This window comes from Streptomyces sp. NRRL B-1347, assembly GCF_000720325.1.
GTDB lineage: Bacteria > Actinomycetota > Actinomycetes > Streptomycetales > Streptomycetaceae > Streptomyces.
Genome location: NZ_JOJM01000035.1, coordinates 36,420 through 59,221 on the forward strand (window position 1 = coordinate 36,420; position 22,802 = coordinate 59,221).

Annotated in this window: 20 protein-coding genes; 15 read left to right on the top strand and 5 right to left on the bottom strand. The window is 74.0% G+C overall.

What is annotated here, in order from left to right; all coding sequences use genetic code 11:
• Positions 1-19: 19 nt before the first annotated feature.
• The 4 genes from IG74_RS0126720 (at position 20) to IG74_RS0126735 (ending at position 2,962) form a co-directional block, all read left to right on the top strand.
• Complete coding sequence (locus IG74_RS0126720) at positions 20-400, top strand: cell division protein SepF (protein WP_030682464.1); 381 nt, start codon at positions 20-22, stop codon at positions 398-400.
• A gap of 144 nt (positions 401-544) precedes the next feature.
• Positions 545-1,762, top strand: coding sequence for a biotin transporter BioY (locus IG74_RS0126725; RefSeq protein WP_051855452.1), 1,218 nt, complete (start codon positions 545-547; stop codon positions 1,760-1,762).
• Positions 1,763-1,775: 13 nt separating this feature from the next.
• A complete protein-coding gene (locus tag IG74_RS0126730; protein ID WP_030682468.1) occupies positions 1,776-2,099 on the top strand; it encodes a nucleotide pyrophosphohydrolase in 324 nt (107 codons plus the stop codon).
• Between the two features lie 365 nt (positions 2,100-2,464).
• The gene (locus IG74_RS0126735; protein WP_051855454.1) at positions 2,465-2,962 is read left to right on the top strand and encodes a DUF6099 family protein; all 498 of its coding nucleotides are present in this window, start codon (positions 2,465-2,467) and stop codon (positions 2,960-2,962) included.
• Positions 2,963-3,098: 136 nt separating this feature from the next.
• Here the strand turns inward: IG74_RS0126735 and IG74_RS0126740 are convergent, their stop codons facing one another.
• Positions 3,099-3,317: a hypothetical protein gene (locus IG74_RS0126740; RefSeq protein ID WP_030682475.1), complete on the bottom strand. Its 219-nt coding sequence runs from the start codon at positions 3,315-3,317 to the stop codon at positions 3,099-3,101.
• Positions 3,318-3,581: 264 nt separating this feature from the next.
• Here IG74_RS0126740 and IG74_RS0126745 point away from each other — a divergent pair, with 264 nt between their 5' ends.
• From IG74_RS0126745 to argF, 7 genes are all read left to right on the top strand, one after another.
• Positions 3,582-4,505 (top strand): LLM class F420-dependent oxidoreductase, encoded by a 924-nt coding sequence (locus tag IG74_RS0126745; RefSeq protein WP_030682477.1) that lies wholly within the window; start codon positions 3,582-3,584, stop codon positions 4,503-4,505.
• A 115-nt stretch (positions 4,506-4,620) separates the two neighbouring features.
• On the top strand, positions 4,621-5,094 hold the full coding sequence (locus IG74_RS0126750; protein WP_030682479.1) for a carboxymuconolactone decarboxylase family protein: 474 nt from the start codon (positions 4,621-4,623) through the stop codon (positions 5,092-5,094).
• A 113-nt stretch (positions 5,095-5,207) separates the two neighbouring features.
• The gene (locus IG74_RS0126755; RefSeq protein ID WP_030682483.1) at positions 5,208-6,131 is read left to right on the top strand and encodes an RNA polymerase sigma-70 factor; all 924 of its coding nucleotides are present in this window, start codon (positions 5,208-5,210) and stop codon (positions 6,129-6,131) included.
• A 214-nt stretch (positions 6,132-6,345) separates the two neighbouring features.
• Positions 6,346-7,899 carry a 3' terminal RNA ribose 2'-O-methyltransferase Hen1 gene (locus IG74_RS0126760; RefSeq protein ID WP_078869051.1) on the top strand — a complete coding sequence of 518 codons (1,554 nt, stop codon included), beginning with the start codon at positions 6,346-6,348 and terminating at the stop codon, positions 7,897-7,899.
• Positions 7,896-10,421, top strand: coding sequence for a polynucleotide kinase-phosphatase (locus IG74_RS0126765; RefSeq protein ID WP_030682486.1), 2,526 nt, complete (start codon positions 7,896-7,898; stop codon positions 10,419-10,421). The genes IG74_RS0126760 and IG74_RS0126765 overlap by 4 nt, the downstream gene beginning before the upstream one ends.
• 133 nt (positions 10,422-10,554) lie before the next feature.
• Complete coding sequence (locus IG74_RS0126770; protein ID WP_030682490.1) at positions 10,555-11,784, top strand: arginine deiminase; 1,230 nt, start codon at positions 10,555-10,557, stop codon at positions 11,782-11,784.
• Between the two features lie 109 nt (positions 11,785-11,893).
• Positions 11,894-12,934: an ornithine carbamoyltransferase gene (gene argF / locus IG74_RS0126775; RefSeq protein WP_030682491.1), complete on the top strand. Its 1,041-nt coding sequence runs from the start codon at positions 11,894-11,896 to the stop codon at positions 12,932-12,934.
• Between the two features lie 60 nt (positions 12,935-12,994).
• On the opposite strand, the gene IG74_RS0126780 is transcribed toward argF, so the two are convergent.
• Positions 12,995-13,414, bottom strand: a complete 420-nt coding sequence (locus IG74_RS0126780) for an ATP-binding protein (protein ID WP_030682494.1) — start codon at positions 13,412-13,414, stop codon at positions 12,995-12,997.
• Positions 13,415-13,647: 233 nt separating this feature from the next.
• Between IG74_RS0126780 and IG74_RS0126785 the strand changes: the two genes are divergently transcribed.
• Together IG74_RS0126785 and IG74_RS0126790 are read left to right on the top strand one after the other, a co-directional pair.
• The gene (locus IG74_RS0126785; protein ID WP_030682496.1) at positions 13,648-14,475 is read left to right on the top strand and encodes an enoyl-CoA hydratase family protein; all 828 of its coding nucleotides are present in this window, start codon (positions 13,648-13,650) and stop codon (positions 14,473-14,475) included.
• Positions 14,476-14,477: 2 nt separating this feature from the next.
• Complete coding sequence (locus tag IG74_RS0126790) at positions 14,478-16,790, top strand: bifunctional salicylyl-CoA 5-hydroxylase/oxidoreductase (RefSeq protein WP_234334466.1); 2,313 nt, start codon at positions 14,478-14,480, stop codon at positions 16,788-16,790.
• Here the strand turns inward: IG74_RS0126790 and IG74_RS0126795 are convergent.
• Both IG74_RS0126795 and IG74_RS0126800 read right to left on the bottom strand, forming a co-directional pair.
• Complete coding sequence (locus tag IG74_RS0126795; protein ID WP_030682502.1) at positions 16,780-17,589, bottom strand: PaaX family transcriptional regulator C-terminal domain-containing protein; 810 nt, start codon at positions 17,587-17,589, stop codon at positions 16,780-16,782. The genes IG74_RS0126790 and IG74_RS0126795 overlap by 11 nt on opposite strands.
• Positions 17,590-17,598: 9 nt before the next feature.
• Positions 17,599-19,308 (bottom strand): AMP-binding protein, encoded by a 1,710-nt coding sequence (locus tag IG74_RS0126800; protein WP_199818889.1) that lies wholly within the window; start codon positions 19,306-19,308, stop codon positions 17,599-17,601.
• A gap of 181 nt (positions 19,309-19,489) precedes the next feature.
• Here IG74_RS0126800 and IG74_RS0126805 point away from each other — a divergent pair, with 181 nt between their 5' ends.
• Positions 19,490-20,707: an acyl-CoA dehydrogenase family protein gene (locus tag IG74_RS0126805; protein WP_234334467.1), complete on the top strand. Its 1,218-nt coding sequence runs from the start codon at positions 19,490-19,492 to the stop codon at positions 20,705-20,707.
• Entirely contained in the window at positions 20,704-21,102 is a 399-nt protein-coding gene (locus IG74_RS0126810) for a RidA family protein (protein ID WP_030682510.1), read from the top strand. The genes IG74_RS0126805 and IG74_RS0126810 overlap by 4 nt, the downstream gene beginning before the upstream one ends.
• Positions 21,103-21,308: 206 nt before the next feature.
• On the opposite strand, the gene IG74_RS0126815 is transcribed toward IG74_RS0126810, so the two are convergent.
• Positions 21,309-22,763, bottom strand: coding sequence for a hypothetical protein (locus IG74_RS0126815; RefSeq protein ID WP_030682512.1), 1,455 nt, complete (start codon positions 22,761-22,763; stop codon positions 21,309-21,311).
• Between the last annotated feature and the right edge of the window lie 39 nt (positions 22,764-22,802).

Consider the following 22,802-nt stretch of genomic DNA (forward strand, 5'->3'; position numbering starts at 1 on the left):
GGCAGGACGGGGTTGCTCTGTGACCAGCAACGAAGCCACCGACGAACAGTGGGAGGGGCTCGCCCAGGTCGTGCCGCTGCGCGGCCGCAACGAGTGGCCGTCGTGGCCGGGGCACCGCTCGCTGCCCGACGCCGAGACCGAGACCCGGCGGCGCTTCGTCGTCACGCGCGTCAACGTGTTCTCCGACGCCCGCGAGGTCGCCGAGAACCTGATGGCGCAGATCCCCGTCCTGCTCGACCTCAGCGGCGCCGAGACCGAGACCGCCAAGCGGGTCCTCGACTTCAGCAGCGGCGTCGTCTTCGGCCTCGGCTGCGGCATGCACCGGGTGGAGAAGAACGTCTTCCTGCTCTCGCCGCCCGACACCGAGGTGCAGGGCCTGGTGGAGGCCGCCACCGTCTGACCCGGCCTCCCGCCGGTCGCCGCGGGGGCGCTCCGTAGCCCAACCGCCCAGCTCACACCGCCCGTTGGACGGTGATCGCCCGATCGGGCGAAGGTCGGCCGGGCAAAACGGTTCGCCTGATCCACTTCGGCCTAGCTTCCGTGCATGACTGTGCACTCCCGCCGGACGTTCGCGCAGGATCCAGCGGCTCTGGCCCGGGACAAGCCGCGCGTCACCGAACTGCGGCTCTCCGCCTTCGCCGGGCACCGCGCCGCCGCGTTCCCGCTCGGCCCGCTGACACTCTTCGCGGGCCCGAGCGGCAGCGGCAAGTCCAGTGCACTGCGCGCGTACGAGGCGCTCGCGCTGCTCGGCGCGGGCGCCGAACTCGTCGACGTGTTCCCGCAGCCCGCCCGCTGTGTGCCCGAGCGGGCCCGCGCCGACGGCCAGGCCCGCCGGGGCTTCCGCATCGGCTGCACCGTCGACGGGCCCGCGGGCCCGGTCCGCCTCGACGTCGCCGTCCAGGCCGAGCCGGAGCTGCGCATCGCGGGCGAGCGGCTGACCCGCGACGGGCTCACCCTCCTGGAGACCGCCCTGCGCGACCCCGGCCGCCGCGCCGTGCAGGCCTCCTGGCACACGGCGGGCGCCGCGCCGGTGACCCGGGCGCCGCTGCCCGACGACCGGCTCGGCACGGCCCTGCTGCCGCTGCGCGTCGCGGGCAAGACCGACGGGCAGCGGCTCGTGCTCGCCGCCGCCGAGCAGGTCGTCGTCGCGCTGCGGTCGGTGTTCGCCTGCGACCCGCGCCCCGCCCGGATGCGCGAGCCGGTGACGGTGGCGTCGGGAGGGCCGGGAGGGGCAGGGGCGTCCGCGTCCGCGGGCCGGCTGCTCGGGGGCTGCGACAACCTCGCCGAAGTCCTCAGGCGCACCCGCTCCGAGTGCGGCAACCGCCACGCCCAGCTGGTCGCCGCGCTGCGCGCCGGGTGCTCGGGCCCGGTCGCCGACGTGCTCGCCGAGCAGGCCGGGGACGGCGCGCTGCGGGCCGTGCTCGACCGGGGCGACGGGGTGCGGACGTGCGTGGGGCGGCTCGGCGACGGCGAGCTGCGCTATCTGGCGCTCGCCCTGGTGCTGCTCACCGGGCCCCGGGTCCTGGAGGTCGACCCGGTCGCGGAGGTCCCGGAGGCGTACCAGAGCCTGACCGTCCTCGCCGACGGCTTCGACCGCTGTCTGGACCAGCGGCAGAAGCGCGCCCTCGCGGACCTCGCGGCTCGCGCCTGCGGCCGCGGGCACATCCGCCTGATCGGCGCCGTCGCCGACGCCACCTGGGCCGCGGCGGCCGACGGCGTCACCGTGGTGGACCTGGGGCGGACCAGGTGCCGCGGGATGTAGTTGACTGGGGCCCGTGACCGATCAAGACATCGCGGGACTGCAGCGCAGGCTGGCCGAGTTCGCCGCCGCGCGGCGCTGGGAGCCCTACCACACGCCCAAGAACCTGGCCGCCGCGCTCAGCGTGGAGGCCTCCGAACTGGTGGAGATCTTCCAGTGGCTGACGCCGGAGGAGTCGGCCCGCGTCATGGAGGACGCCGACTCCGCCCACCGCGTCACGGACGAGGTCGCGGACGTGCTCGCGTACCTCCTCCAGTTCTGCGAGGTGCTCGGCGTCGACCCGCTGAAGGCGCTCGCGGAGAAGATCGAACGGAACGAGGAGCGGTTCCCGGCGCCCTGAGGCGACGCCCGGCGCCCACGCCCTGAGGCGGCGCCCCGCGCACAGTGCGGCTCCGCTGCGGCGCACCCCTCGCGAGGCGCCCCGCGTACGCCCCGACGGCCGCGGGCGCCCGGCGCCAGGGGGTCCGCAGGGCCCAGCAACCCCGTAAGTCCGCCGCTGTCACCACCCGTTGGACAGCCGGAAAGCGTGCCAAAGACACCTCTTCGTCACTCTCCGGAGTGGATGCATTGTCCACACTCAGATTTTTGTCCACAGATTTCAGGCTTCCTCTGGCTTTTCGAACCGAAGGCGCTCACTGTGGGTAGTGGATAAGGGAGTTCTGGTGAACGTGCCGCGAGTGGGCGCGGGATGAATGGGGACGGCGCATGGATGCGATGCGGCTCATCGAGGCGACGAGATGCGCCTTGGCGCGGAGTCAGGAGCCCGCGGCCATCGTGGCGGAGGTGTGGCAGTCCCAGGCTCTGGCCCAGGCGATCGGGCATCGCCTCGCGGTCGCGGGCCCGCCGGAGTTACGGGGCGAGGCGCTGGGGCTCAGCGAGCTGAGCGGCCGGGGCTGCGGCCTCCTGGACCCGCCCCGCTCGGAGGCGGAGGAGATACGGGCGGCGGGCCTGACGGGGATAGGGGACGCCCACAACACCCTGCTCGGTCTCGGCGCCCTGCTCGCCGAGGCCGGGATCGCCCTCGTCTCGGTGGCGATGGGCGCCGAGGACGAGGGCCTGTACTGGCAGTGCATGGAGTCGATCGACGCGGCGGACGAGTCCAGGGACCGCGTGGTGGAGATGCTCCGCAAACTGGCGGCCCGCGAGCGGACCCTCGGCGAGAACGACTGCGAGAAGTGCGGAGGGACGGTCCTGGAGGGCTGACGCCCCCGGGACCGGCCGCAGCGCCCCGAGCCGGTGCGTCCTCGGGACCGGCCGGACGGTCCGCACACAGAGCGCTGGATGTACGGACCGCCGGTCTTCGGGGGCGCCCCGGGGGCGCGGGGTGGTGTCCGCGGGGTCAGGCGCGGCGCTGGTCCCCCTCCGCCGTGGGCGGCCGCGTGGACTGCTGAAGGTCGGCGTCCAGTTGCGTCAGATCCGCGTTGAGCGCTGCCATCAACTCCTCCATCTGTTGCAGCAGGCCCTTGGGCGCGCCCTGCGGCCCGGCCGGGGGCAGGGCGCGCTGTTGCTCTGGCACGACGTGGTCGCGCGCCTGCTCGGGCACGGCTTCCTGGGACATCACGGCCTCCTCGGCCCGCGCCCCGCGCGGGGCGGGAGCGTCCCGGCCCGACGAGGCAGTTCATGCGGCGGACGCGCCGACGTGGCCGCCGGCGCGGGTGCCGGGCGGCCCGGCTCCGCCCGAGCCAACGATCTCCGGCTCGGCCCAGTCACTGGCACGGCCCCGCCCCGGCCGCCGGGTTGACGGATTTTCACCCGACCGGTGCCGGTGGGGGCCGGCGGGACAGAAGAGGTTGACGGGCGTTCGAGCGTGCAGGATGGAGGCATGGATCTGCGCATCTTCACGGAGCCCCAGCAGGGGGCCACCTACGACACCCTCCTCGCCGTCGCCAAGGCCACCGAGGACCTCGGCTTCGACGCCTTCTTCCGCTCCGACCACTATCTGAAGATGGGCTCGGGCGACGGCCTGCCGGGCCCCACGGACGCCTGGATCACGCTCGCCGGACTCGCCCGCGAGACCCGGCGGATCCGGCTCGGCACCCTGATGACCGCGGGCACCTTCCGGCTGCCCGGCGTGCTCGCCGTCCAGGTCGCGCAGGTCGACCAGATGTCGGGCGGCCGGATCGAACTGGGCCTGGGCGCCGGGTGGTTCGAGGAGGAGCACAAGGCGTACGGCATCCCCTTCCCCAAGGAGAAGTTCGCCCGCCTGGAGGAGCAGCTGGCGATCGTGACGGGCCTGTGGGAGACGCCCGTCGGCCAGACGTTCTCGTACGACGGAGCGCACTACCAGCTGACGGACTCGCCCGCGCTGCCCAAGCCCGCGCAGGCCAAGGTGCCCGTCCTCATCGGCGGCCACGGTGCCGTCCGCACCCCGCGCCTCGCCGCGCGCTACGCCGACGAGTTCAACATCCCCTTCGCCTCCGTGCAGGACAGCGAGCGCCAGTTCACGCGCGTGCGCGAGGCCGCGGAGCGGGCCGGGCGCAAGGGCGGCGACCTGGTGTACTCCAGTGCCCTCGTGGCCTGCGTCGGCAAGGACGACGCGGAGGTCGCACGGCGTGCCGCGGTCATCGGCCGCGAGGTCGACGAGCTCAAGGCCAACGGCCTCGCGGGCTCCCCGGCCGAGGTCGTCGACAAGATCGGCCGGTACGCGGAGATCGGCGCGAGCCGGGTCTACCTCCAGTGCCTGGACCTGGCCGACCTCGACCACCTGGAGCTGATCTCCTCGCAGGTCCAGTCGCAGCTGGCGTAGCCCGGCCACCGCGCCCGGCGGCGGGGAGACGCAGGTCACATCCGCCCGTGTCACAGGGGGCCGGACCATCTCGTCTCAGGGGTGTCACCACGAACCACCAGCGAGGGAGCACCCCATGGACGCGCGACTGAACTACTTCGGCAGCCCCACCGCCGGGAAGGCGCTCAAGCACGTGATGTCGGCGGGCAGGACGCTCAAGGAGTCGCCGCTGCCCGCCGCGACGCAGGAGCTGGTGGCGCTGCGCGTGAGCCAGATCAACGGCTGTGCCGTGTGCGTCGACATGCACACCAAGGAGGCGGCCGCGGCCGGTGAGACCGCGGTGCGGCTGCACCTGGTCGCGGCGTGGCGGGAGGCCACGGTCTTCACCGCGGCCGAGCGCGCGGCCCTCGAGTTCGCGGAGGAGGCGACCCGGGTCGCGGACGGGGCCGGCGGGGTCGGCGACGCGGTGTGGGCGCGCGCCGCCGAGCACTACGACGAGGAGCAGCTCACCACGCTCGCGCTGCATGTCTCCTTCATGAACATGGCCAACCGGCTGAACATCATCGCCCGGCAGCCCGCGGGCGACTACGAGCCCGGCCAGTTCCACTGAGCACCGGCGGCACACGGCACCAAGAGCACCCACGCACCAGCAGAAACAACCGCACCAACAGCACGATGCCCGGGGCCCGGCGGCGGGTCCCCGGGCCGGGGGAGGAAGCCGGCATGAGCAAGGTCGAGGAGTTCGAGGAGCTGCGGTCGCTGCTGTTCTCGATCGCCTACCGGATCCTGGGCAGCGTGAGCGAGGCGGAGGACGCGGTGCAGGAGGCGTGGCTGCGCTTCGACGCCTCGCCGACCCGGCCCGACTCGACGAAGGCGTTCCTGTCGGCCACGGTGACCCGGATCGCCATCGACGTGCTGCGCTCCGCGCGGGTCCGGCGCGAGGAGTACACGGGCCCGTGGTTCCCCGAGCCGCTGCTCAGCGACCCGTACCAGGATCCGGCGCGGTCGGCGGAGCTGGCCGACTCGGTGTCGATGGCGGCGCTGCTGCTCCTGGAGCGACTCAGCCCGCTGGAGCGGGCGGTCTTCCTGCTGCGGCAGGTGTTCGGCTTCGGGTTCGACGAGGTCGCGTCGGCGGTGGGGCGCTCGGAGGCCGCGTGCCGCCAGCTGCTCGTGCGGGCCCGCAAGCACATGGAGGCCGGGCGGCCGCGGTTCGAGGCCGACCGGCGGGAGCGGCAGGAGCTGGCGACGCGGTTCTTCGACGCGCTGAAGGACGGCGACGTGGACGGGCTGCAGAGCCTCCTCGCCGCCGACGTGACGATGGTCGGGGACGGCGGCGGCAAGGCTCCGCAGCTGGCCAGGGCCATCGTGGGCGCGGACAAGGTGGCCCGCCTCCTCGGCTCGGTCTTCCCCTTGCTGGTCCGGATCGACGTGACGTGGGAGGCGCGCGAGATCAACGGCCAGCCCGGCGCCGTCTTCCGGGACCGCGACGGCAAGGTCCTCCACGTCATGGTCCTCGACGTGCTCGACGGGCAGATTCAAGCCATCCGCTCGGTGATCAACCCCGACAAGCTCGGTCACGTCGGGCCGGTCGCCGACGCCTGGGCCGTCGACCGCGAGGTGCGGCGGGCCCGCCGACAGGGGAGCTGACCCCGGCCGGGCCCGGGGCCGCGGCAGCGAAATGCCCGGGTGCGTTCGCACTGTTCGGGGTACGTTTGGCAGACGCGCCGGGGGAGGGCGCCGCACCGGCGAGCTGACCGCGGGCGGCGCACACGCACGGACACGAGGGCCGGGAGAGGGCCCGGAGCCGTGATCGCCCCCGCGCGCCCGTCCGATTCGAGCCGCTCACCGAGGCAGACCCACCGTGTTCCTGACGATCAGCACGACCGGTATACCCGAACGCCCCGCGACCGACCTCGGGTTCCTGCTGCACAAGCATCCCGAGAAGGCCCAGGCGTTCTCCACCTCCTACGGACGCGCGCACGTCTTCTACCCGGAGGCGACCGCCGAGCGCTGCACGGCGGCGCTGCTGCTCGAGGTGGATCCGCTGGCGCTGGTGCGGCGGGGCAAGGGCGGCAAGGGCCGCGGCGGCGCCCCGGACGCGGCCCTCGCGCAGTACGTGAACGACCGTCCGTACGCCGCCTCGTCGCTGCTCGCCGTCGCGCTCAGCGCCGTGTTCTCCAGCGCGCTGCACGGCGCGTGCAAGGCCCTGCCGGAGCGGGCCGCGCAGCCGCTGCCGCTGCGCGTCGAGGTGCCCGCGCTGCCCGCGCGCGGCGGCCCCGGCCTGGTGCGCGCCCTGTTCGAGCCGCTGGGCTGGACGGTGCGCGTCGACCCGGTGCCCCTGGACGAGCGCTTCCCCGACTGGGGCGACTCGCGGTACGTGCGCCTCGTCCTGGACGCGCCGGACGGCACGCTCACGCTGAGCGAGGCACTGCGCCACCTGTACGTGCTGCTGCCGGTGCTCGACGACGCCAAGCACTACTGGGTCTCGGCCGACGAGGTCGACAAGCTCCTGCGCGCCGGCGAGGGCTGGCTCGCGGAGCACCCGGAGCAGCAGCTGATCACCAGCCGTTATCTGTCCCGCCGCTGGTCGCTGACGCGCGAGGCCAGGGAGCGCCTGGAGCTGGTGCGCCTCGCCGACGCGGACGACTCGGACGTCACGGAGATCGACAACGCCGTGGACGAGGGCGTCGACACCGAGGAGCAGCCCGTGCCGCTCGCCGTGCGGCGGCGCGAGGCGATCCTCGCGGCCCTGGAGGCCGCGGGGGCGGCGCGGGTGCTCGATCTGGGCTGCGGACAGGGCCAGTTGGTGCAGGCGCTGCTCAAGGACACGCGGTTCACCAAGGTCGTGGGCGTCGACGTGTCGGTGCGGGCGCTCACCGTGGCGGCGCGGCGGCTGAAGCTGGACCGCATGGGGGAGCGGCAGGCGGAGCGCGTGGAGCTGTTCCAGGGCTCCCTCGCGTACACGGACAAGCGCCTGAAGGGGTACGACGCGGCGGTGCTCAGCGAGGTCGTCGAACACGTCGACCTGGAGCGGCTGCCCGCGCTCGAGCACGCGGTGTTCGGCTCCGCGCGCCCGCGCACCGTCCTCGTGACGACGCCGAACGTGGAGTACAACGTCCGCTGGGAATCCCTCCCGGCGGGCCACGTCCGCCACGGTGACCACCGCTTCGAGTGGACCCGCGCGGAGTTCCGGCAGTGGGCCGAAGCCGTCGCCGGGCAGCACGGCTACGAGGTCGTGTTCGTGCCCGTCGGGCCGGACGACCCGGAGGTGGGGCCGCCCACGCAGATGGCGGTGTTCACCCGGGGCGAGCAGCCCCTGAAGCACGACAGGAACGACCGGAACAACAGGAACGACCGGAACGACCGGAACGACCGGACCGACCAGAACCGCACCGAGGAGGTGACGGCAGCATGACCAGGACCCTTCCCGTCACCGACCTCTCCCTCGTCGTGCTCATCGGCGCCTCGGGCTCCGGCAAGTCGACGTTCGCGCGGCGGCACTTCAAGCCGACCGAGGTGATCTCCTCGGACTTCTGCCGCGGCCTCGTCGCCGACGACGAGAACGACCAGAGCGCGAGCCGTGACGCCTTCGACGTGCTGCACTACATCGCGGGCAAGCGCCTCGCCGCGGGCCGCCGCACCGTCGTGGACGCCACGAGCGTGCAGAGCGAGAGCCGCAAGCAGCTGGTCGAGCTGGCCCGACGGCACGACGTGCTGCCCATCGCCATCGTGCTCGACGTGCCCGAGGAGGTCTGCGCCGAGCGCAACGCGTCCCGTACCGACCGCGCCGACATGCCGCGCCGCGTCATCCAGCGGCACACCCGCGAACTCAAGCGTTCCCTGCGGCACTTGGAGCGCGAGGGCTTCCGCAAGGTGCACGTCCTCAGGGGCGTGGCGGAGGTCGAGGCGGCCACGGTCGTCACCGAGAAGCGCTACAACGACCTCAGCCACCTCACCGGGCCCTTCGACATCGTCGGCGACGTCCACGGCTGCGCGAGCGAGCTGGAGTCGCTGCTCACCGCGCTTGGGTACGCCGACGGCGTCCACCCGGAGGGCCGCACGGCCGTCTTCGTCGGCGACCTCGTCGACCGCGGCCCCGACACGCCGGGCGTCCTGCGCCGGGTCATGGGCATGGTCGCCGCGGGCACCGCCCTGTGCGTGCCCGGCAACCACGAGAACAAGCTCGGCCGCCACCTCAAGGGCCGCAAGGTCCAGCACACGCACGGCCTCGCGGAGACCGTCGAGCAGCTGGCGGGCGAGAGCGAGGAGTTCCGCACCCGGGTGCGGGAGTTCGTGGACGGGCTCGTCAGCCACTACGTCCTCGACGGCGGCAGGCTCGTCGTCTGCCACGCCGGGCTGCCCGAGAAGTACCACGGCCGCACCTCCGGCCGGGTCCGCTCGCACGCGCTGTACGGCGACACGACGGGCGAGACCGACGAGTTCGGCCTGCCCGTGCGCTATCCGTGGGCCGAGGAGTACCGCGGCAAGGCCGCCGTCGTGTACGGCCACACGCCCGTGCCCACGGCGACCTGGCTGAACAACACCATCTGCCTGGACACCGGCGCGGTCTTCGGCGGCAAGCTCACCGCGCTGCGCTGGCCCGAGCGCGAACTCGTCGACGTACCGGCCGAGAAGGTCTGGTACGAACCGGCGCGGCCGCTGCGCACCGACGCGCCCGGCGGCCACGACGGGCGCCCGCTCGACCTCGGCGACGTGCACGGCCGCAGGGTCGTGGAGACCCGCAACGCCGGACGCGTGACCGTGCGCGAGGAGAACGCGGCGGCGGCCCTCGAGGTCATGAGCCGCTTCGCGGCCGACCCGCGCCTGGTGCCGTATCTGCCGCCGACGATGGCGCCCACGGCGACGTCGCAGCGCGAGGGCTACCTGGAGCACCCGGCCGAGGCGTTCGCGCAGTACGCGGCGGACGGCGTGGCGCGCGTGGTGTGCGAGGAGAAGCACATGGGCTCCCGCGCCGTGGTCCTGGTCTGCAAGGACGCGGACGCGGCGCGCGAGCGGTTCGGCGTGGACGGGCCCACGGGCTCGCTGTACACGCGCACCGGCCGTCCCTTCCTCGACGACGCGGCGCTGACCGAGGAGATCCTCGACCGGATCCGGGCCGCCGTCGGCGCGGCCGGTCTGTGGACGGAGCTGGGCACCGACTGGCTGCTGCTCGACGCCGAGCTGCTGCCCTGGTCGCTGAAGGCCACGGGACTGCTGCGCACCCAGTACGCCGCCGTCGGCGCCGCGTCCGGCGCGGTCTTCCCGGACGCCCTGAACGCCCTGGAGGCGGCCGCGGGGCGCGGCATCGACGTCGGTGACCTGCTCGACGCGCAGCGCGAACGGGCGGCGGACGCCGCCGCGTTCACCGACGCCTACCGCCGCTACTGCTGGCCGACCGACGGGCTCGACGGCGTGCACCTGGCGCCGTTCCAGATCCTCGCCGTCCAGGGCAGGAGCCTCGCCGCGCTGCCGCACGACGAGCAACTGGCCCTGATCGACCGCATGGTGGAGCACGACGGCTCGGGCCTGCTGCGCACCACGCGCCGCCTGTACGTGGACACGGGCGACGAGGAGTCGGTGCGCGCGGGCGTCGACTGGTGGCTGGAGATGACCGGGCGCGGCGGCGAGGGCATGGTCGTCAAGCCGGTGGGCGCGCTGGTCCGCGACGGCAAGGGGCGCCTGGTCCAGCCGGGCATCAAGTGCCGGGGCCGGGAGTACCTGCGGATCATCTACGGACCGGAGTACACGCGCCCGGAGAACCTCGCCAAGCTGCGCGGCCGCTTCCTCGGCCACAAGCGCTCGCTCGCGATCCGCGAGTACGCGCTCGGCGTCGAGGCCCTCGACCGGCTCGCGGACGGCGAACCGCTGTGGCGGGTCCACGAGGCGGTGTTCGCGGTGCTCGCGCTGGAATCGGAACCAGTGGATCCGCGTCTGTGACGCCCGCGGTGCCCGCGCCGCCGGTGTCCCGTCGGGCGTCCTGCCCGGCGGGACACCGGCAACGCGGCGCGTTGTGACGTGTTCTCGACGCCTTCGACGCGTGTCCCGGCCGCCGAGAGGTGAGGATGGGGACATGGGATTCCACGTCGACTCCGAGGCCGGGCGGCTGCGCCGCGTCATCCTGCACCGCCCGGACCTGGAGCTGAAACGCCTCACCCCCACCAACAAGGAGTCGTTGCTCTTCGACGACGTCCTGTGGGTGCGGCGGGCGAGACAGGAGCACGACGGCTTCGCCGACGTGCTGCGGGACCGGGGGGTGACGGTCCATCTCTTCGGTGACCTGCTCACCGAGGTGCTGAACGTGCCCGCGGCCCGGCAGCTCGTCCTGGACCGCGTCTTCGACGAGAAGGAGTACGGCCCGCTCGCCACCGACCACCTGCGCGCCGCGTTCGAGTCGCTGCCGTCCGGCGAGCTCGCGGAGGCCCTGGTCGGCGGCATGACGAAGCGGGAGTACCTGACGCGGCACCCGGAGCCCACGTCCGTGCGCTTCCACTGCATGGACCTGGACGACTTCCTGCTCGGCCCGCTGCCCAACCACCTGTTCACGCGCGACACCTCCGCGTGGATCTACGACGGTGTGTCGATCAACGCGATGCGCTGGCCCGCGCGGCAGCGCGAGACCGTCCACTTCGAGGCGATCTACCAGCACCACCCGCTCTTCCACGGCCAGGTCGGCAACGTCTGGTCGCAGGGCCAGGCCGACTACCCCTCCACCATCGAGGGCGGCGACGTCCTGGTGATCGGCAACGGCGCCGTGCTCATCGGCATGAGCGAGCGCACCAAGCCGCAGGCCGTGGAGATGCTCGCGCACAAGCTGTTCGCCGCCGGGTCCGCGCGGACGATCGTGGCGCTCGACATGCCCAAGCGCCGGGCCTTCATGCACCTGGACACGGTCATGACGATGGTCGACGGAGATACGTTCACGCAGTACGCGGGCCTCGGCATGCTGCGCTCGTACACCATCGAGCCGGGCGTCGACGAGCGCGAGCTGAAGGTCACCGACCACCCGCCGGAGCACATGCACCGGGCGATCGCCGCGGCCCTCGGCCTGGACCGCATCCGGGTCCTGACCGCCACGCAGGACGTGCACGCGGCCGAGCGCGAGCAGTGGGACGACGGCTGCAACGTCCTCGCGGTCGAGCCGGGCGTCGTCGTCGCCTACGAGCGGAACGCGACGACCAACACCTATCTGCGCAAGCAGGGCATCGAAGTGATCGAGATCCCGGGCAGCGAGCTGGGCCGGGGCCGGGGCGGGCCGCGCTGCATGAGCTGCCCGGTGGAGCGCGACCCCGTGGGGAGCTGAGCGGGGGGTCGGGCCGGGTGTCGGCGGGGCGACCCCCAGGGGGGTGCATACATTTGTGGATGGTCGTATAGACTTCCAGTATCACGCATTCGCACCCCAGGAGCGCCCCATGGCGAACGGCTCGACCAGCCTTGACCTCACCGGCCGCCACTTCCTCAAGGAGGTGGACTTCACCGCCGAGGAGTTCCGAGGTCTGCTCGCCCTGGCCGCGGAGTTGAAGGCCGCCAAGCGGGAGGGCCGCGAGGAGCGGCGGCTGAGCGGCAAGAACATCGCCCTGGTCTTCGAGAAGGCCTCCACGCGCACCCGCTGCGCCTTCGAGGTGGCCGCCGCCGACCAAGGCGCGGCCACCACGTACATGGACCCCTCGGCCTCGCACATCGGGCAGAAGGAGTCCGCGAAGGACACCGCCCGCGTGCTCGGCCGGATGTTCGACGCGATCCAGTACCGGGGCGACGCCCAGGAGACGGCGGAGACCCTCGCGGCCCACGCGGGCGTGCCCGTCTACAACGGCCTGACCGACGACTGGCACCCCACGCAGATGCTCGCCGACGTCCTCACGATGACCGAGCACTGCGCCGAGCCCCTGGAGCGGATCGCGTTCGCCTACCTCGGCGACGCCCGCTTCAACATGGGCAACTCCTACCTGGTCACTGGCGCCCTGCTCGGCATGGACGTACGGATCGTGGCGCCCGAGGCGTACTGGCCCGCCGAGCACGTCGTCGCCCGGGCGCGGCGGCTCGCCGAGAGCAGCGGTGCCCGGATCACGCTCACCGAGGAGGTCGCCGAGGGCGTCGCGGGCGCGGACTTCGTCGGCACCGACGTCTGGCTGTCCATGGGCGAGCCCGCGGAGGTCTGGGACGAGCGCATCCGGTCCCTCGCGCCGTACGCCGTGACCATGGACGTCCTGCGCGCCACCGGCAACGCGGACGTGCGCTTCCTGCACTGCCTCCCGGCCTTCCACGACCTGGACACGACCCTGGGCCGCGCCCTGTGCGAACGCCACGGCCTGAGCTGGCTCGAAGTCAGCGACGAGGTCTTCGAGTCCCCCCACTCGATCGTCTTCGACGAGGCGGAGAACCGCCTCCACACCATCAAGGCCGTACTCGTGGCGACGCTGGCGGGTGAGGGTTTCAGCCCGTCCGGCGTTTGAGGACCGGGGGTACGGGGGCGGAGCCCCCGGAGCGGGAAGGGGCGGGATTGGGGAGCCCCGCTAGGGTCCGGCCGTCAAGGTGAACCACACCGCCTTGCCCGACGCGGTCGGCCGGTGGCCGCAGGACGAGCTGAGGGTGCGGATCAGGAGCAGACCCCGGCCGTGCTCCTGCCAGGGGTCCGGCTCGCAGCCGGGAACGGGGGCGGTGAGGTCCCCGGGTGGCGTGGGGTTGGAGTCCCGCACCTCCACCTGGCACTGCGTGGGCAGCAGCTCGATGAGCAGCTCTATCGGCGCGTGCCCCGGCGCGTGCTCCACCGCGTTGGCCACCAGCTCCGCCGTGAGCAGCTCGGCCGTGTCCGTGTCCGCCGTGGAGCCGATGTCGATGAGCGCCGTACGGACCAGGGCGCGCGCGATCGGCACGGCGGCCACCGTGTGCGGCAGCGCGATGCGCCAGCTGGCGGGGGAGTGCGGTTCGGGCAAGGGCGGGTCCGTTCGGCGAGCAGGTGGTCCGGTGCGGTCCTGCTTTCAACCGTACGAATCCTAAGCCGAAGGGCGACAGGGCCCTTAGTCGGGCCGTTCCGGGACCACCGGCACCCCTCTCCGGGGCCGCCCCGCAGGGCCGATATCGCGCACTCGTGACGACAGTCATGGAACGGTGATAACTTCGAAGAGGGAACCCCCCCCGTCGCACTCCGCCGAGGAGGCCGCACGACATGAGTCCCTTCACCGGCTCCGCAGCCCGCACCCCCGAGTGGGAGCATCTGCGCCTGACCGTCGACGAGGGCGTCGCCACCGTCACGCTCGCCCGCCCCGACAAGCTCAACGCGCTCACCTTCGGCGCGTACGCCGACCTGCGTGACCTGCTCGCCGAGCTGTCCCGCACCCGGTCCGTGCGCGCCCTCGTGCTCGCGGGCGAGGGCCGCGGCTTCTGCTCGGGCGGCGACGTGGACGAGATCATCGGCGCCACGCTCGCCATGGACACCGCCCAGCTGCTCGACTTCAACCGCATGACGGGCCAGGTCGTGCGGGCCCTGCGCGAGTGCCCCTTCCCGGTGGTCGCCGCCGTGCACGGGGTGGCCGCGGGCGCGGGCGCGGTGCTCGCGCTCGCCGCGGACTTCCGGGTCGCGGACCCGTCGGCGCGGTTCGCCTTCCTGTTCACCCGGGTCGGCCTGTCCGGCGGCGACATGGGCGCCGCGTATCTGCTGCCGCGCGTGGTCGGGCTCGGGCACGCCACCCGCCTGCTGATGCTCGGCGAACCGGTGCGCGCCCCCGAGGCCGAGCGGATCGGGCTGCTCAGCGAGCTGACCGACGAGGGCAGGGCCGACGAGGCCGCCGCCGCCCTCGCCCGCCGCCTGGCCGAGGGACCGGCCCTCGCGTACGCGCAGACGAAGGCCCTGCTCACCGCGGAGCTCGACATGCCGCTCGCGGCCTCCGTGGAGCTGGACGCGGCGACCCAGGCGCTCCTCATGAACGGCGAGGACTACGCCGAGTTCCACGCGGCCTTCACCGCCAAGCGGGCCCCGAAGTGGCGGGGGCGGTGACCGTGAGCGACGTGCCCGCCGAGGCCGCGGCGGTCCCTGCGGCCCCCGCCGTGCACCGCGTCGCCGTCATCGGCGGCGGCCCCGGCGGCCTGTACGCCGCCGCCCTGCTCAAGCGGCTCGACCCGGCGCGCGAGATCACGGTCTGGGAGAAGAACGCCCCGGACGACACCTTCGGCTTCGGCGTGGTCCTCTCCGACGAGACGCTCGGCGGCATCGAGCACGCCGACCCGGTGGTGTACGCGGCGCTGCGGGAGCGCTTCGTGCGCTGGGACGACATCGACATCGTGCACCGCGACACCCGGCACACCTCCGGCGGCCACGGCTTCGCCGCGCTCGGCCGCCGGGCGCTGCTCGCCGTGCTGCACGAGCGCTGCCGCGACCTGGGCGTGGAGCTGCGCTTTCGCACCGAGGCCCCGCCGGCCGCCGAACTGGCGACGGCGTACGACCTGGTGGTCGCCGCGGACGGGGTGCACAGCCTGACCCGCGAGGCGCACGCGGACGTCTTCCGCCCCACCGTCACCAGCCACCGCTGCCGCTACATCTGGCTCGCCGCCGACTTCGCCTTCGACGCGTTCCGCTTCGAGATCGCCGAGACCGAGCACGGCGTGATGCAGCTGCACGGCTATCCGTTCGCGGCGGACGCGTCCACCGTGATCATCGAGATGCGCGAGGAGGTCTGGCGGGCGGCGGGCTTCGCGGACGCCGAGGTGGGGGAGACGGTCGACCGCTGCGCCAAGGTCTTCGCCGAGGCCCTGCGCGGCCGCGGCCTGCGCTCCAACAACTCGTCCTGGCTGACCTTCCGCACGGTCGTCAACGACCGCTGGTCGCACGGCAACACGGTGCTGCTCGGCGACGCGGCGCACACCGCGCACTTCTCCATCGGCTCCGGCACCAAGCTGGCCGTCGAGGACGCGCTCGCCCTCGCGGCCTGCCTCCAGGAGCAGCCGGACGTCCCGCGGGCGCTCGCCGCGTACGAGGCCGAGCGCCGCCCCGTCGTGGCGTCCACGCAGCGCGCCGCGCAGGCCAGCCTCCAGTGGTTCGAGGAGCTTCCCCTCTACCTCGGCCAGCCGCCGCGGCAGTTCGCGTTCAACCTGCTCACCCGCAGCCGCCGCGTCACGCACGACAACCTGCGCCTTCGCGACGAGGGCTTCACGACGGCGGTGGAGCGGGACTTCGGCTGCCCCGAGGGCACCCCGCCCATGTTCACCCCCTTCACGCTCGGCGGCCTCACCCTGCGCAACCGCGTCGTGGTCTCCCCGATGGACATGTACTCCGCCCGGGACGGCGTCCCCGGCGACTTCCACCTGGTCCACCTGGGCGCGCGGGCGCTCGGCGGGGCGGGCCTGGTCATGACCGAGATGGTGTGCGTGAGCGAGCGGGGCCGCATCACCCCCGGCTGCGCCGGGCTCTACACCGACGAGCAGGCCGACGCCTGGGCGCGCGTCGCGGACTTCGTGCACGACCAGTCGCCCGGCACGGCCTTCGGCGTCCAGCTGGGCCACTCGGGCCGCAAGGGATCCACCAAGCTAATGTGGGAGGGCATCGACGAGCCCCTGGAGGACGGCAACTGGCCGCTGGTGGCCCCGTCCGCGCTGCGGTACACCTCAGGCAGCCAGCTGCCGCACGCCCTGCGGGCCGACGAACTCCCTGCCCTGCGCGAGGGGTTCGTCGCCGCCGCCCGGCGCGCGGCGCGCGCCGGCTTCGACCTCCTGGAACTCCACTGCGCGCACGGCTACTTGCTCTCCGGCTTCCTGTCCCCGCTCACCAACCGCCGCACGGACGCGTACGGCGGCTCCCTTGAGGCCCGGCTCCGCTTCCCCCTCGAGGTCTTCGACGCGGTGCGCGACGCGTGGCCCGCGGACCGGCCGATGACGGTCCGCCTCTCCGCCACGGACTGGGCCGACGGCGGCACGACGGCCGACGACGCCGTGGCCATGGCCCGGGCCTTCGCGGCCCACGGCGCCGCCGCGATCGACGTCTCCACGGGCCAGGTGGTCTCCGACGACGCCCCCGCGTACGGCCGCTCGTACCAGACCCCGTACGCGGACCGCATCCGCAACGAGACCGGCGTCCCCGTGATCGCGGTCGGAGCCATCTCGTCCTGGGACGACGTCAACTCCCTGCTCCTCGCGGGCCGCACCGACCTCTGCGCCCTGGCCCGCCCGCACCTCTACGACCCGCACTGGACCCTCCACGCGGCCGCCGAACAGAACTACCAGGGCCCCGCTGCCCCCTGGCCCCACCCCTACCAAGCCGGCAGCCGCCGCCCCCAAACAGGCCGGACAGACGCCCCGAAACCGCGGCTCAGCCTCTGAGCACGAACTCCGAGCCCGCTCCGTGGAGGCGGTCGTGGAGGCCCTGGAAGACCTCTGCCGAGCGGGTTCCCGGCCAGTTGGAGGGGAGGAGGTCCGGGGGCAGGCCCGGGTCGACGTACGGGAGGTGGCGCCAGGTGTCCAGGGCCAGGAGGTAGTCGCGGTACGCCTGGTGCGGGGGCGTGTCGGTGCGGGCGTGCCAGGCGCGCAGGACCGGGGCGTGGCGGTCCAGGAAGGCCTCGTGCTGTTTGGCGATGGCGGACAGGTCCCACCAGCGCGACACCGCCTCAGCGGTGGGGGTGAAGCCCAGGTGCTCGCCCCGGAAGAGGTCGACGTACGCCGTGAGTCCGAGGCGCTCCAGGGTGTGCCGGGTCTCGTCGTGGAGGCGGGCGGGGGCGATCCAGACGCCGGGCGCAGCCGTGCCGAAGCCCAGGCCCGCGAGGCGGGAGCGGAGCACGTGGCGCTTGTTGCGCTCCGCCTCCGGGACGGAGAACACGGCGAGCACCCAGCCGCCGCCGTGGCGCCCGCCCGCGGCCGGGTAGATGCGCCGGTCGCCGTCGTCGAGGAGCTGCCGCGCCTCCGCCGACAGTTCGTACCCCGCGGCCCCGCCGGACGTGCGCGCGGGCACGAGGAGCCCGCGCCGTTTGAGGCGGGACACCGACGAGCGGACGGAGGGCGCGTCGACGCCCACCGGCGCGAGGAGGCGGACGAGTTCGGCGACCGCGACGGGGCCGGGCGCGGCCCGGCCGTACGCGCCGTAGAACGTGACGATCAGGGACCTGGGGGCGTGTTGCTCGGACACGTGATCACTCTAGGCCCCGGACGCGGGCCCCGGTTCCGCGAGTGGATCTTCCGCGCCGGGCGCCGCCCCCGGTTCCCGCAGGCGGAAGCGTTGCAGCTTGCCCGTCGCCGTCCTCGGGAGGGCGTCCAGGAACTCCACCTCGCGCGGGCACTTGTACGGCACCAGTTCCGCCTTGACGAACTCGCGCAGGCGCTCGGCGTCGGGGCTCGCGCCCTCGCGCAGCACGACGTAGGCGACGGCGATCTGTCCGCGTCGCTCGTCGGGGCGGCCCACGACGGCGGTCTCCACCACGTCCGGGTGGCGCAGGAGGGCCTCCTCGACCTCGGGGCCCGCGATGTTGTACCCGGCCGAGATGATCATGTCGTCCGCGCGCGCCACGTAGCGGAAGTAGCCGTCGGCGTCGCGGACGTAGGTGTCGCCGGTGACGTTCCAGCCGTGCCGCACGTAGTCGTGCTGGCGGGGATCGGCGAGGTAGCGGCAGCCGACCGGGCCGCGCACCGCGAGCAGCCCCGGCTCGCCGTCGGGCACGGGCGCGCCGGACGCGTCGACCACGCGCGCGTGCCACCCGGGCACGGGCAGGCCCGTGGTGCCGGGGCGGATCGCCTCGTCGGCGGCGGAGATGAAGATGTGGAGCAGCTCCGTCGCGCCGATGCCGTTGATGATGCGCAGGCCGGTGCGCTCGTGCCAGGCCTGCCAGGTCGCCGCGGGCAGGTTCTCGCCCGCGGAGACGCAGCGGCGCAGCGACGACACGTCGTGGGGGGCGTCCCCGGAGGGCGCGTCGAGCGCGTCGAGCATCGCGCGGTACGCCGTCGGCGCGGTGAACAGCACGCTCACCCGGTGCGCGGCGATCGCGGGCAACAGCTGCTTCGGGCCGGCCTGTTCGAGCAGCACGGCGGACGCGCCCACGCGCAGCGGGAAGATGACGAGGCCGCCCAGGCCGAAGGTGAAGCCGAGCGGGGGACTGCCCGCGAACACGTCGTCGGCGCGTGCCTTGAGGACGTGGCGCGCGAAGGTGTCGGCTATCGCGAGCACGTCCCGGTGGAAGTGCATGCAGCCCTTGGGTCGCCCCGTGGTGCCGGACGTGAAGGCGATGAGCGCCACGTCGTCGGCCGCCGTGTCCACCGCCTCGTACGGCTCCGGCGGGCGGGCCGCCACCCGGGCCCGGAGGTCGTCGGGGCCCTCGCCGCCGTACGTCGTCACGCGGAGCCCCGGCACTCCGGCCTTGATCAGGTCGTCGACCGCGCGGGCGTCGCACAGCGCGTGCGAGACCTGGGCGATCTCGCTCATCGTGGCCAGCTCCTGCGCGCGCTGCTGGGCGAGGACGGTCACCGCGACCGCGCCCGCCTTCATCACGGCGAGCCAGCAGGCGGCGAGCCAGGGCGAGGTGGCGCCGCGCAGCAGCACGCGGTTTCCGGGCACCACGCCGAGCTCGGCGGTCAGGACGTGCGCGATCCGGTCCACCAGGACCTGGAGCTCGCCGTACGTCCACGTCGTGCCGTCGGCGGCGAGGAAGGCGGGCCGGTCGGGGCCGTGCCGCAGGGCCGACGCGTCGAGCAGCTCGGCGCCGCAGTTGAGCCGGTCGGGGTAGTGCAGCTCGGGCCGGTCGCGCACCAGCGCGGGCCACTGGTCGCGCGGCGGGAGGTGCTCGCGCGCGAAGGTGTCGACGTGGCCGGTGGGCGCGGCGCCGCTGTCGCCGTACATTGCCCCTGTGGTCTCCATGGCGCCTCGCCACCTTTGCCGTCGGGCGTAGTGATGGGCTCGCCCAACGAGCGTATCGTGTTGGTGACGGCAGTCAACACTGCGCGATAAGACTCCGGGGTGCGGTACGCGCCCCGCGCCAGGGGAGAGGCCCGAGATGACCGACCCATCGGCCGTGCACGCTTCGCCGGACTCATCACCTTTGCCGGTTTCATCGGCGTTCCCGCAATTTTCGCTCACCCCGGACCAGGCCGCCCGGCGAGACCGGCTGCGGGACCTCGCCGAGACCCGCCTGCGCCCCCTGGCCGAGAAGGGCGAGCCGGGGCGCGTGAACCGCCCGCTCGTCGAGGCCGTCGGCGAACTCGGCCTGCTGGCGGGCCTTTTCACCGACGGCGCCCTCGACCTCTGCCTGACCAGGGAGTCCCTCGCCCGCGGCTGCACGGAGGCCGAGACCGCGTACGCCCTCCAGGGCCTGGGCGCCTACCCCGTGCACGCCTACGGCCCGGCGGTGCTGCGCGAGCGCTGGCTGCCCGCCGCGCGCGAGGGCCGCGCCGTCGCCGCCTTCGCCCTCTCCGAGCCGGGCGCGGGCTCCGACGCCGCGGCCCTCGCGCTGCGCGCCGAGCCCGAGCCGGGCGAGCCGGGCACCTGGCGCCTGACGGGCGAGAAGTCCTGGATCTCGAACGCGCCCGAGGCCGACTTCTACACCGTGTTCGCCCGGACGACACCGGACGCCGGAGCCCGCGGCGTGACCGCCTTCCTGGTGCCCGCCGACCGCCCGGGTCTGACCGGCGCCCCGCTCGCGATGCTCTCCCCGCACCCCATCGGCACCCTCGCCTTCGACGGCGTCCGGGTCACCGCGGACGACCTGCTCGGCGAGGTCGACCGCGGCTTCGGCGTCGCCATGACGACCCTCAACCGCTTCCGCCCGAGCGTCGGCGCCTTCGCGGTCGGCATGGCCCAGGCCGCGCTCGACGCGACCCTCGCGCACACCGCGCAGCGGGACGCGTTCGGCGCCAAGCTGAAGGACCTCCAGGCGGTGTCCCACCAGGTCGCGGAGATGGCCACGCGCACGGAGGCGGCCCGCCTCCTGGTGTACGCGGCCGCCGCGGCGCACGACCGCGAGGAGCCGGGCATCGCGGGCCGCGCGGCGATGGCGAAGCTCTTCGCCACGGAGACCGCGCAGTACGTCGTCGACACGGCCGTCCAGCTGCACGGCGCCCGCGCCCTCCAGCACGGGCACCTGCTCGAACACCTCTACCGCGAGGTGCGGGCCCCGCGCATCTACGAGGGCGCGAGCGAGGTCCAGCGGGCCGTCATCGCCAAGCAGTTGTACGCGACAGCCCCCGCGACCGCGCCTGTGACCGGCTCCGCGACCGCGCCTGTGACCGGCTCCGCCCCCGCCCCGAAGGAGACCGCATGAGCCTCGACCGCCTCAACCCCGCGGAGCTGTCCCCGGCCACCGGCTTCAGCCACGCCGTCGTGGCGAGCGGCAGCCGCGTCGTCTTCCTCGCCGGGCAGACGGCCCTGGACGCCGAGGGCAAGGTCACCGGGGGCACGCTGCCCGAGCAGTTCGAGCAGGCCCTCGGCAATCTGCTCACCGCCCTGCGCGCGGCGGGCGGCACCCCCGCGGACCTCGCCCGCGTCACCGTCTACGCCACGGACGTCGCCGACTACCGCGCGCACGCCCGCGAACTGGGCGCCGTCTGGAAGCGGTTGGCGGGCCGCGACTACCCCGCCATGGCAGTCATCGGCACGGTCCGCCTCTGGGACGAGGAGTGCCTGGTGGAACTGGACGGCTTCGCGGTGCTGCCCTGACGCGCGTGCGACGCCCCAGACCCGCCCGTCCCCGCTCCGGGGGCTCCGGCCTCGCGCCCCCGTTCATCGGCGCTCCGCGCCTCGCCCTCAAACGCCGGACGGGCTGGATCTTTCAGCCTCTCCGGCGTTTGAGGAGCGGGGGTCTGGGGGCGGAGCCCCCAGGAATCGGGAAGGGGCGGGTCAGGGGCGCACCCGCGAGGGCAGCCCTAGCGCGGCGGGGCGAACTTGCGCGAAGAGAAGGCCACCGCGTCCCGCGGGCCCACGCCGCGCGTGATCCACCAGTGCGTCGGCACCTCGCCGTAGACCGCGGACAGCTTCGGCGACTGCCAGGACAGCACCACCTCGTCCTTGCCGTCCCCGTCGAAGTCGGCGGCGAAGTGCACCCGCCGCGCCCCGCTCCCCGCGGCGATGCGCTTGCCGTCCACCCGCGCCGGCGGCCTGCGGACCAGGCGAGCGACCCGCCGGTCCCCCTCGTAGAGGACCGGGCCCTCGCGGCCGTCGAACAGCAGCGCGTCCCGGCCGTCGCCGTCGGGGTCGACGGCCGTGTACGAGCCGCCCACGTCCGCGCCGGGCCGGTACGTGCGGACGGGACCGCCGCCGCCCGGGTAGACGGCGTAGCTCCCGGAGACGTCGGCCGCCTCGGCCTCGGAGCCCGGCTCGTCGTTGCGGCCGCCGTCGTCGCCGACGGCGAGGTCACGGGTGCCGTCGCCGTCGAAGTCGCCGAACACATGGCCGTTGCCCTCGCGCACCGGACGCCCGGTGGCGGCGAGGCCGCCGCCGGGCCGCGCCGCGAAGTACCGGCCCGCCGACTGCTCGCCGTCGTTGCCGTAGTGCAGGAAAAGGCCGGTGGTGCGGGGCTTGCCGGAAGGGGCGATGTCGTCGGCCCGGATGCCGCCGTACGACGCGTACGGCGGCTGCGGCAGGATCCGCCGCTCGGTGCGCGCGGCCACGCCCGTGCGCGAGAACGGGCCGAACAGCAGCACCACGGCCGACTTGTCGGACCGCAGCCCCGTGTCGGCGGACTGCAGGCCCGCCAGGTCGTGTCGCCCGTCGCCGTCGAAGTCGCCCCGGACGACGTCGTCGAAGCCGGTCGCCGCGTCCGGCGCGGGAAGGCGGAGCCGGGTCGGCGCCGCGCCGCGCCGCGGCCCCTGCGGCCCGCCCCAGTTGACGTACTCGACCACGCGGTTCCCGCCGGACGTCTCCTCGCCGGTGCGGGTGACGAAGTCCGCGAAGCCGTCGTCGTCCAGGTCGGCGGTCGTCCCCGGGTACGGCGGGGTGTTCCCGACCGGGCTGGGGTCGGGCACGCCGAGCTCCTCGGTGGTGTACAGGGTCCGCGTCGTCGGGTCGAGCCCGCGCGGGGAGCCGAAGACGACGGCGATCTGCGGCACCCCGCCGCGGCTCGCGGGCCAGGCCACCGGCACCTGCATCAGCAGGTCGGGATGCCCGTCGCCGTTGATGTCGTCCGGGCCGCCGGAGCCCCGGCCGGGGGCGGGCGCGCGGCTCTCGGTCGGTACGACGTCCGGCGCCCGGGACGGCCCGGACCGCTCGCCGCGGCCGTCGCGGGAGCCGTCGGACCCGGAGCCGTCGGCCCCGCCGCACCCCGCGACCAGGGCGAGGGCGGCGAGTACGGAGACGGCGCGGGCCGCGGTGCGAGGAGTCATGGGGGACACCCTCACACCACGGCCCGCGCCGATTCCACA

What these genes read in the sequence shown, in the direction of transcription:
- IG74_RS0126765 (WP_030682486.1), top strand. Translation starts at nt 7,896, where the DNA reads ATGACCAGGACCCTTCCCGTCACCGACCTCTCCCTCGTCGTGCTCATC.
- IG74_RS0126745 (WP_030682477.1), top strand. Translation starts at nt 3,582, where the DNA reads ATGGATCTGCGCATCTTCACGGAGCCCCAGCAGGGGGCCACCTACGAC.
- IG74_RS0126755 (WP_030682483.1), top strand. Translation starts at nt 5,208, where the DNA reads ATGAGCAAGGTCGAGGAGTTCGAGGAGCTGCGGTCGCTGCTGTTCTCG.
- IG74_RS0126735 (WP_051855454.1), top strand. Translation starts at nt 2,465, where the DNA reads ATGGATGCGATGCGGCTCATCGAGGCGACGAGATGCGCCTTGGCGCGG.
- IG74_RS0126785 (WP_030682496.1), top strand. Translation starts at nt 13,648, where the DNA reads ATGAGTCCCTTCACCGGCTCCGCAGCCCGCACCCCCGAGTGGGAGCAT.
- IG74_RS0126800 (WP_199818889.1), bottom strand. Translation starts at nt 19,308, where the DNA reads ATGGAGACCACAGGGGCAATGTACGGCGACAGCGGCGCCGCGCCCACC.
- IG74_RS0126750 (WP_030682479.1), top strand. Translation starts at nt 4,621, where the DNA reads ATGGACGCGCGACTGAACTACTTCGGCAGCCCCACCGCCGGGAAGGCG.
- IG74_RS0126810 (WP_030682510.1), top strand. Translation starts at nt 20,704, where the DNA reads ATGAGCCTCGACCGCCTCAACCCCGCGGAGCTGTCCCCGGCCACCGGC.
- IG74_RS0126770 (WP_030682490.1), top strand. Translation starts at nt 10,555, where the DNA reads ATGGGATTCCACGTCGACTCCGAGGCCGGGCGGCTGCGCCGCGTCATC.
- argF (WP_030682491.1), top strand. Translation starts at nt 11,894, where the DNA reads ATGGCGAACGGCTCGACCAGCCTTGACCTCACCGGCCGCCACTTCCTC.
- IG74_RS0126740 (WP_030682475.1), bottom strand. Translation starts at nt 3,317, where the DNA reads ATGTCCCAGGAAGCCGTGCCCGAGCAGGCGCGCGACCACGTCGTGCCA.
- IG74_RS0126815 (WP_030682512.1), bottom strand. Translation starts at nt 22,763, where the DNA reads ATGACTCCTCGCACCGCGGCCCGCGCCGTCTCCGTACTCGCCGCCCTC.
- IG74_RS0126725 (WP_051855452.1), top strand. Translation starts at nt 545, where the DNA reads ATGACTGTGCACTCCCGCCGGACGTTCGCGCAGGATCCAGCGGCTCTG.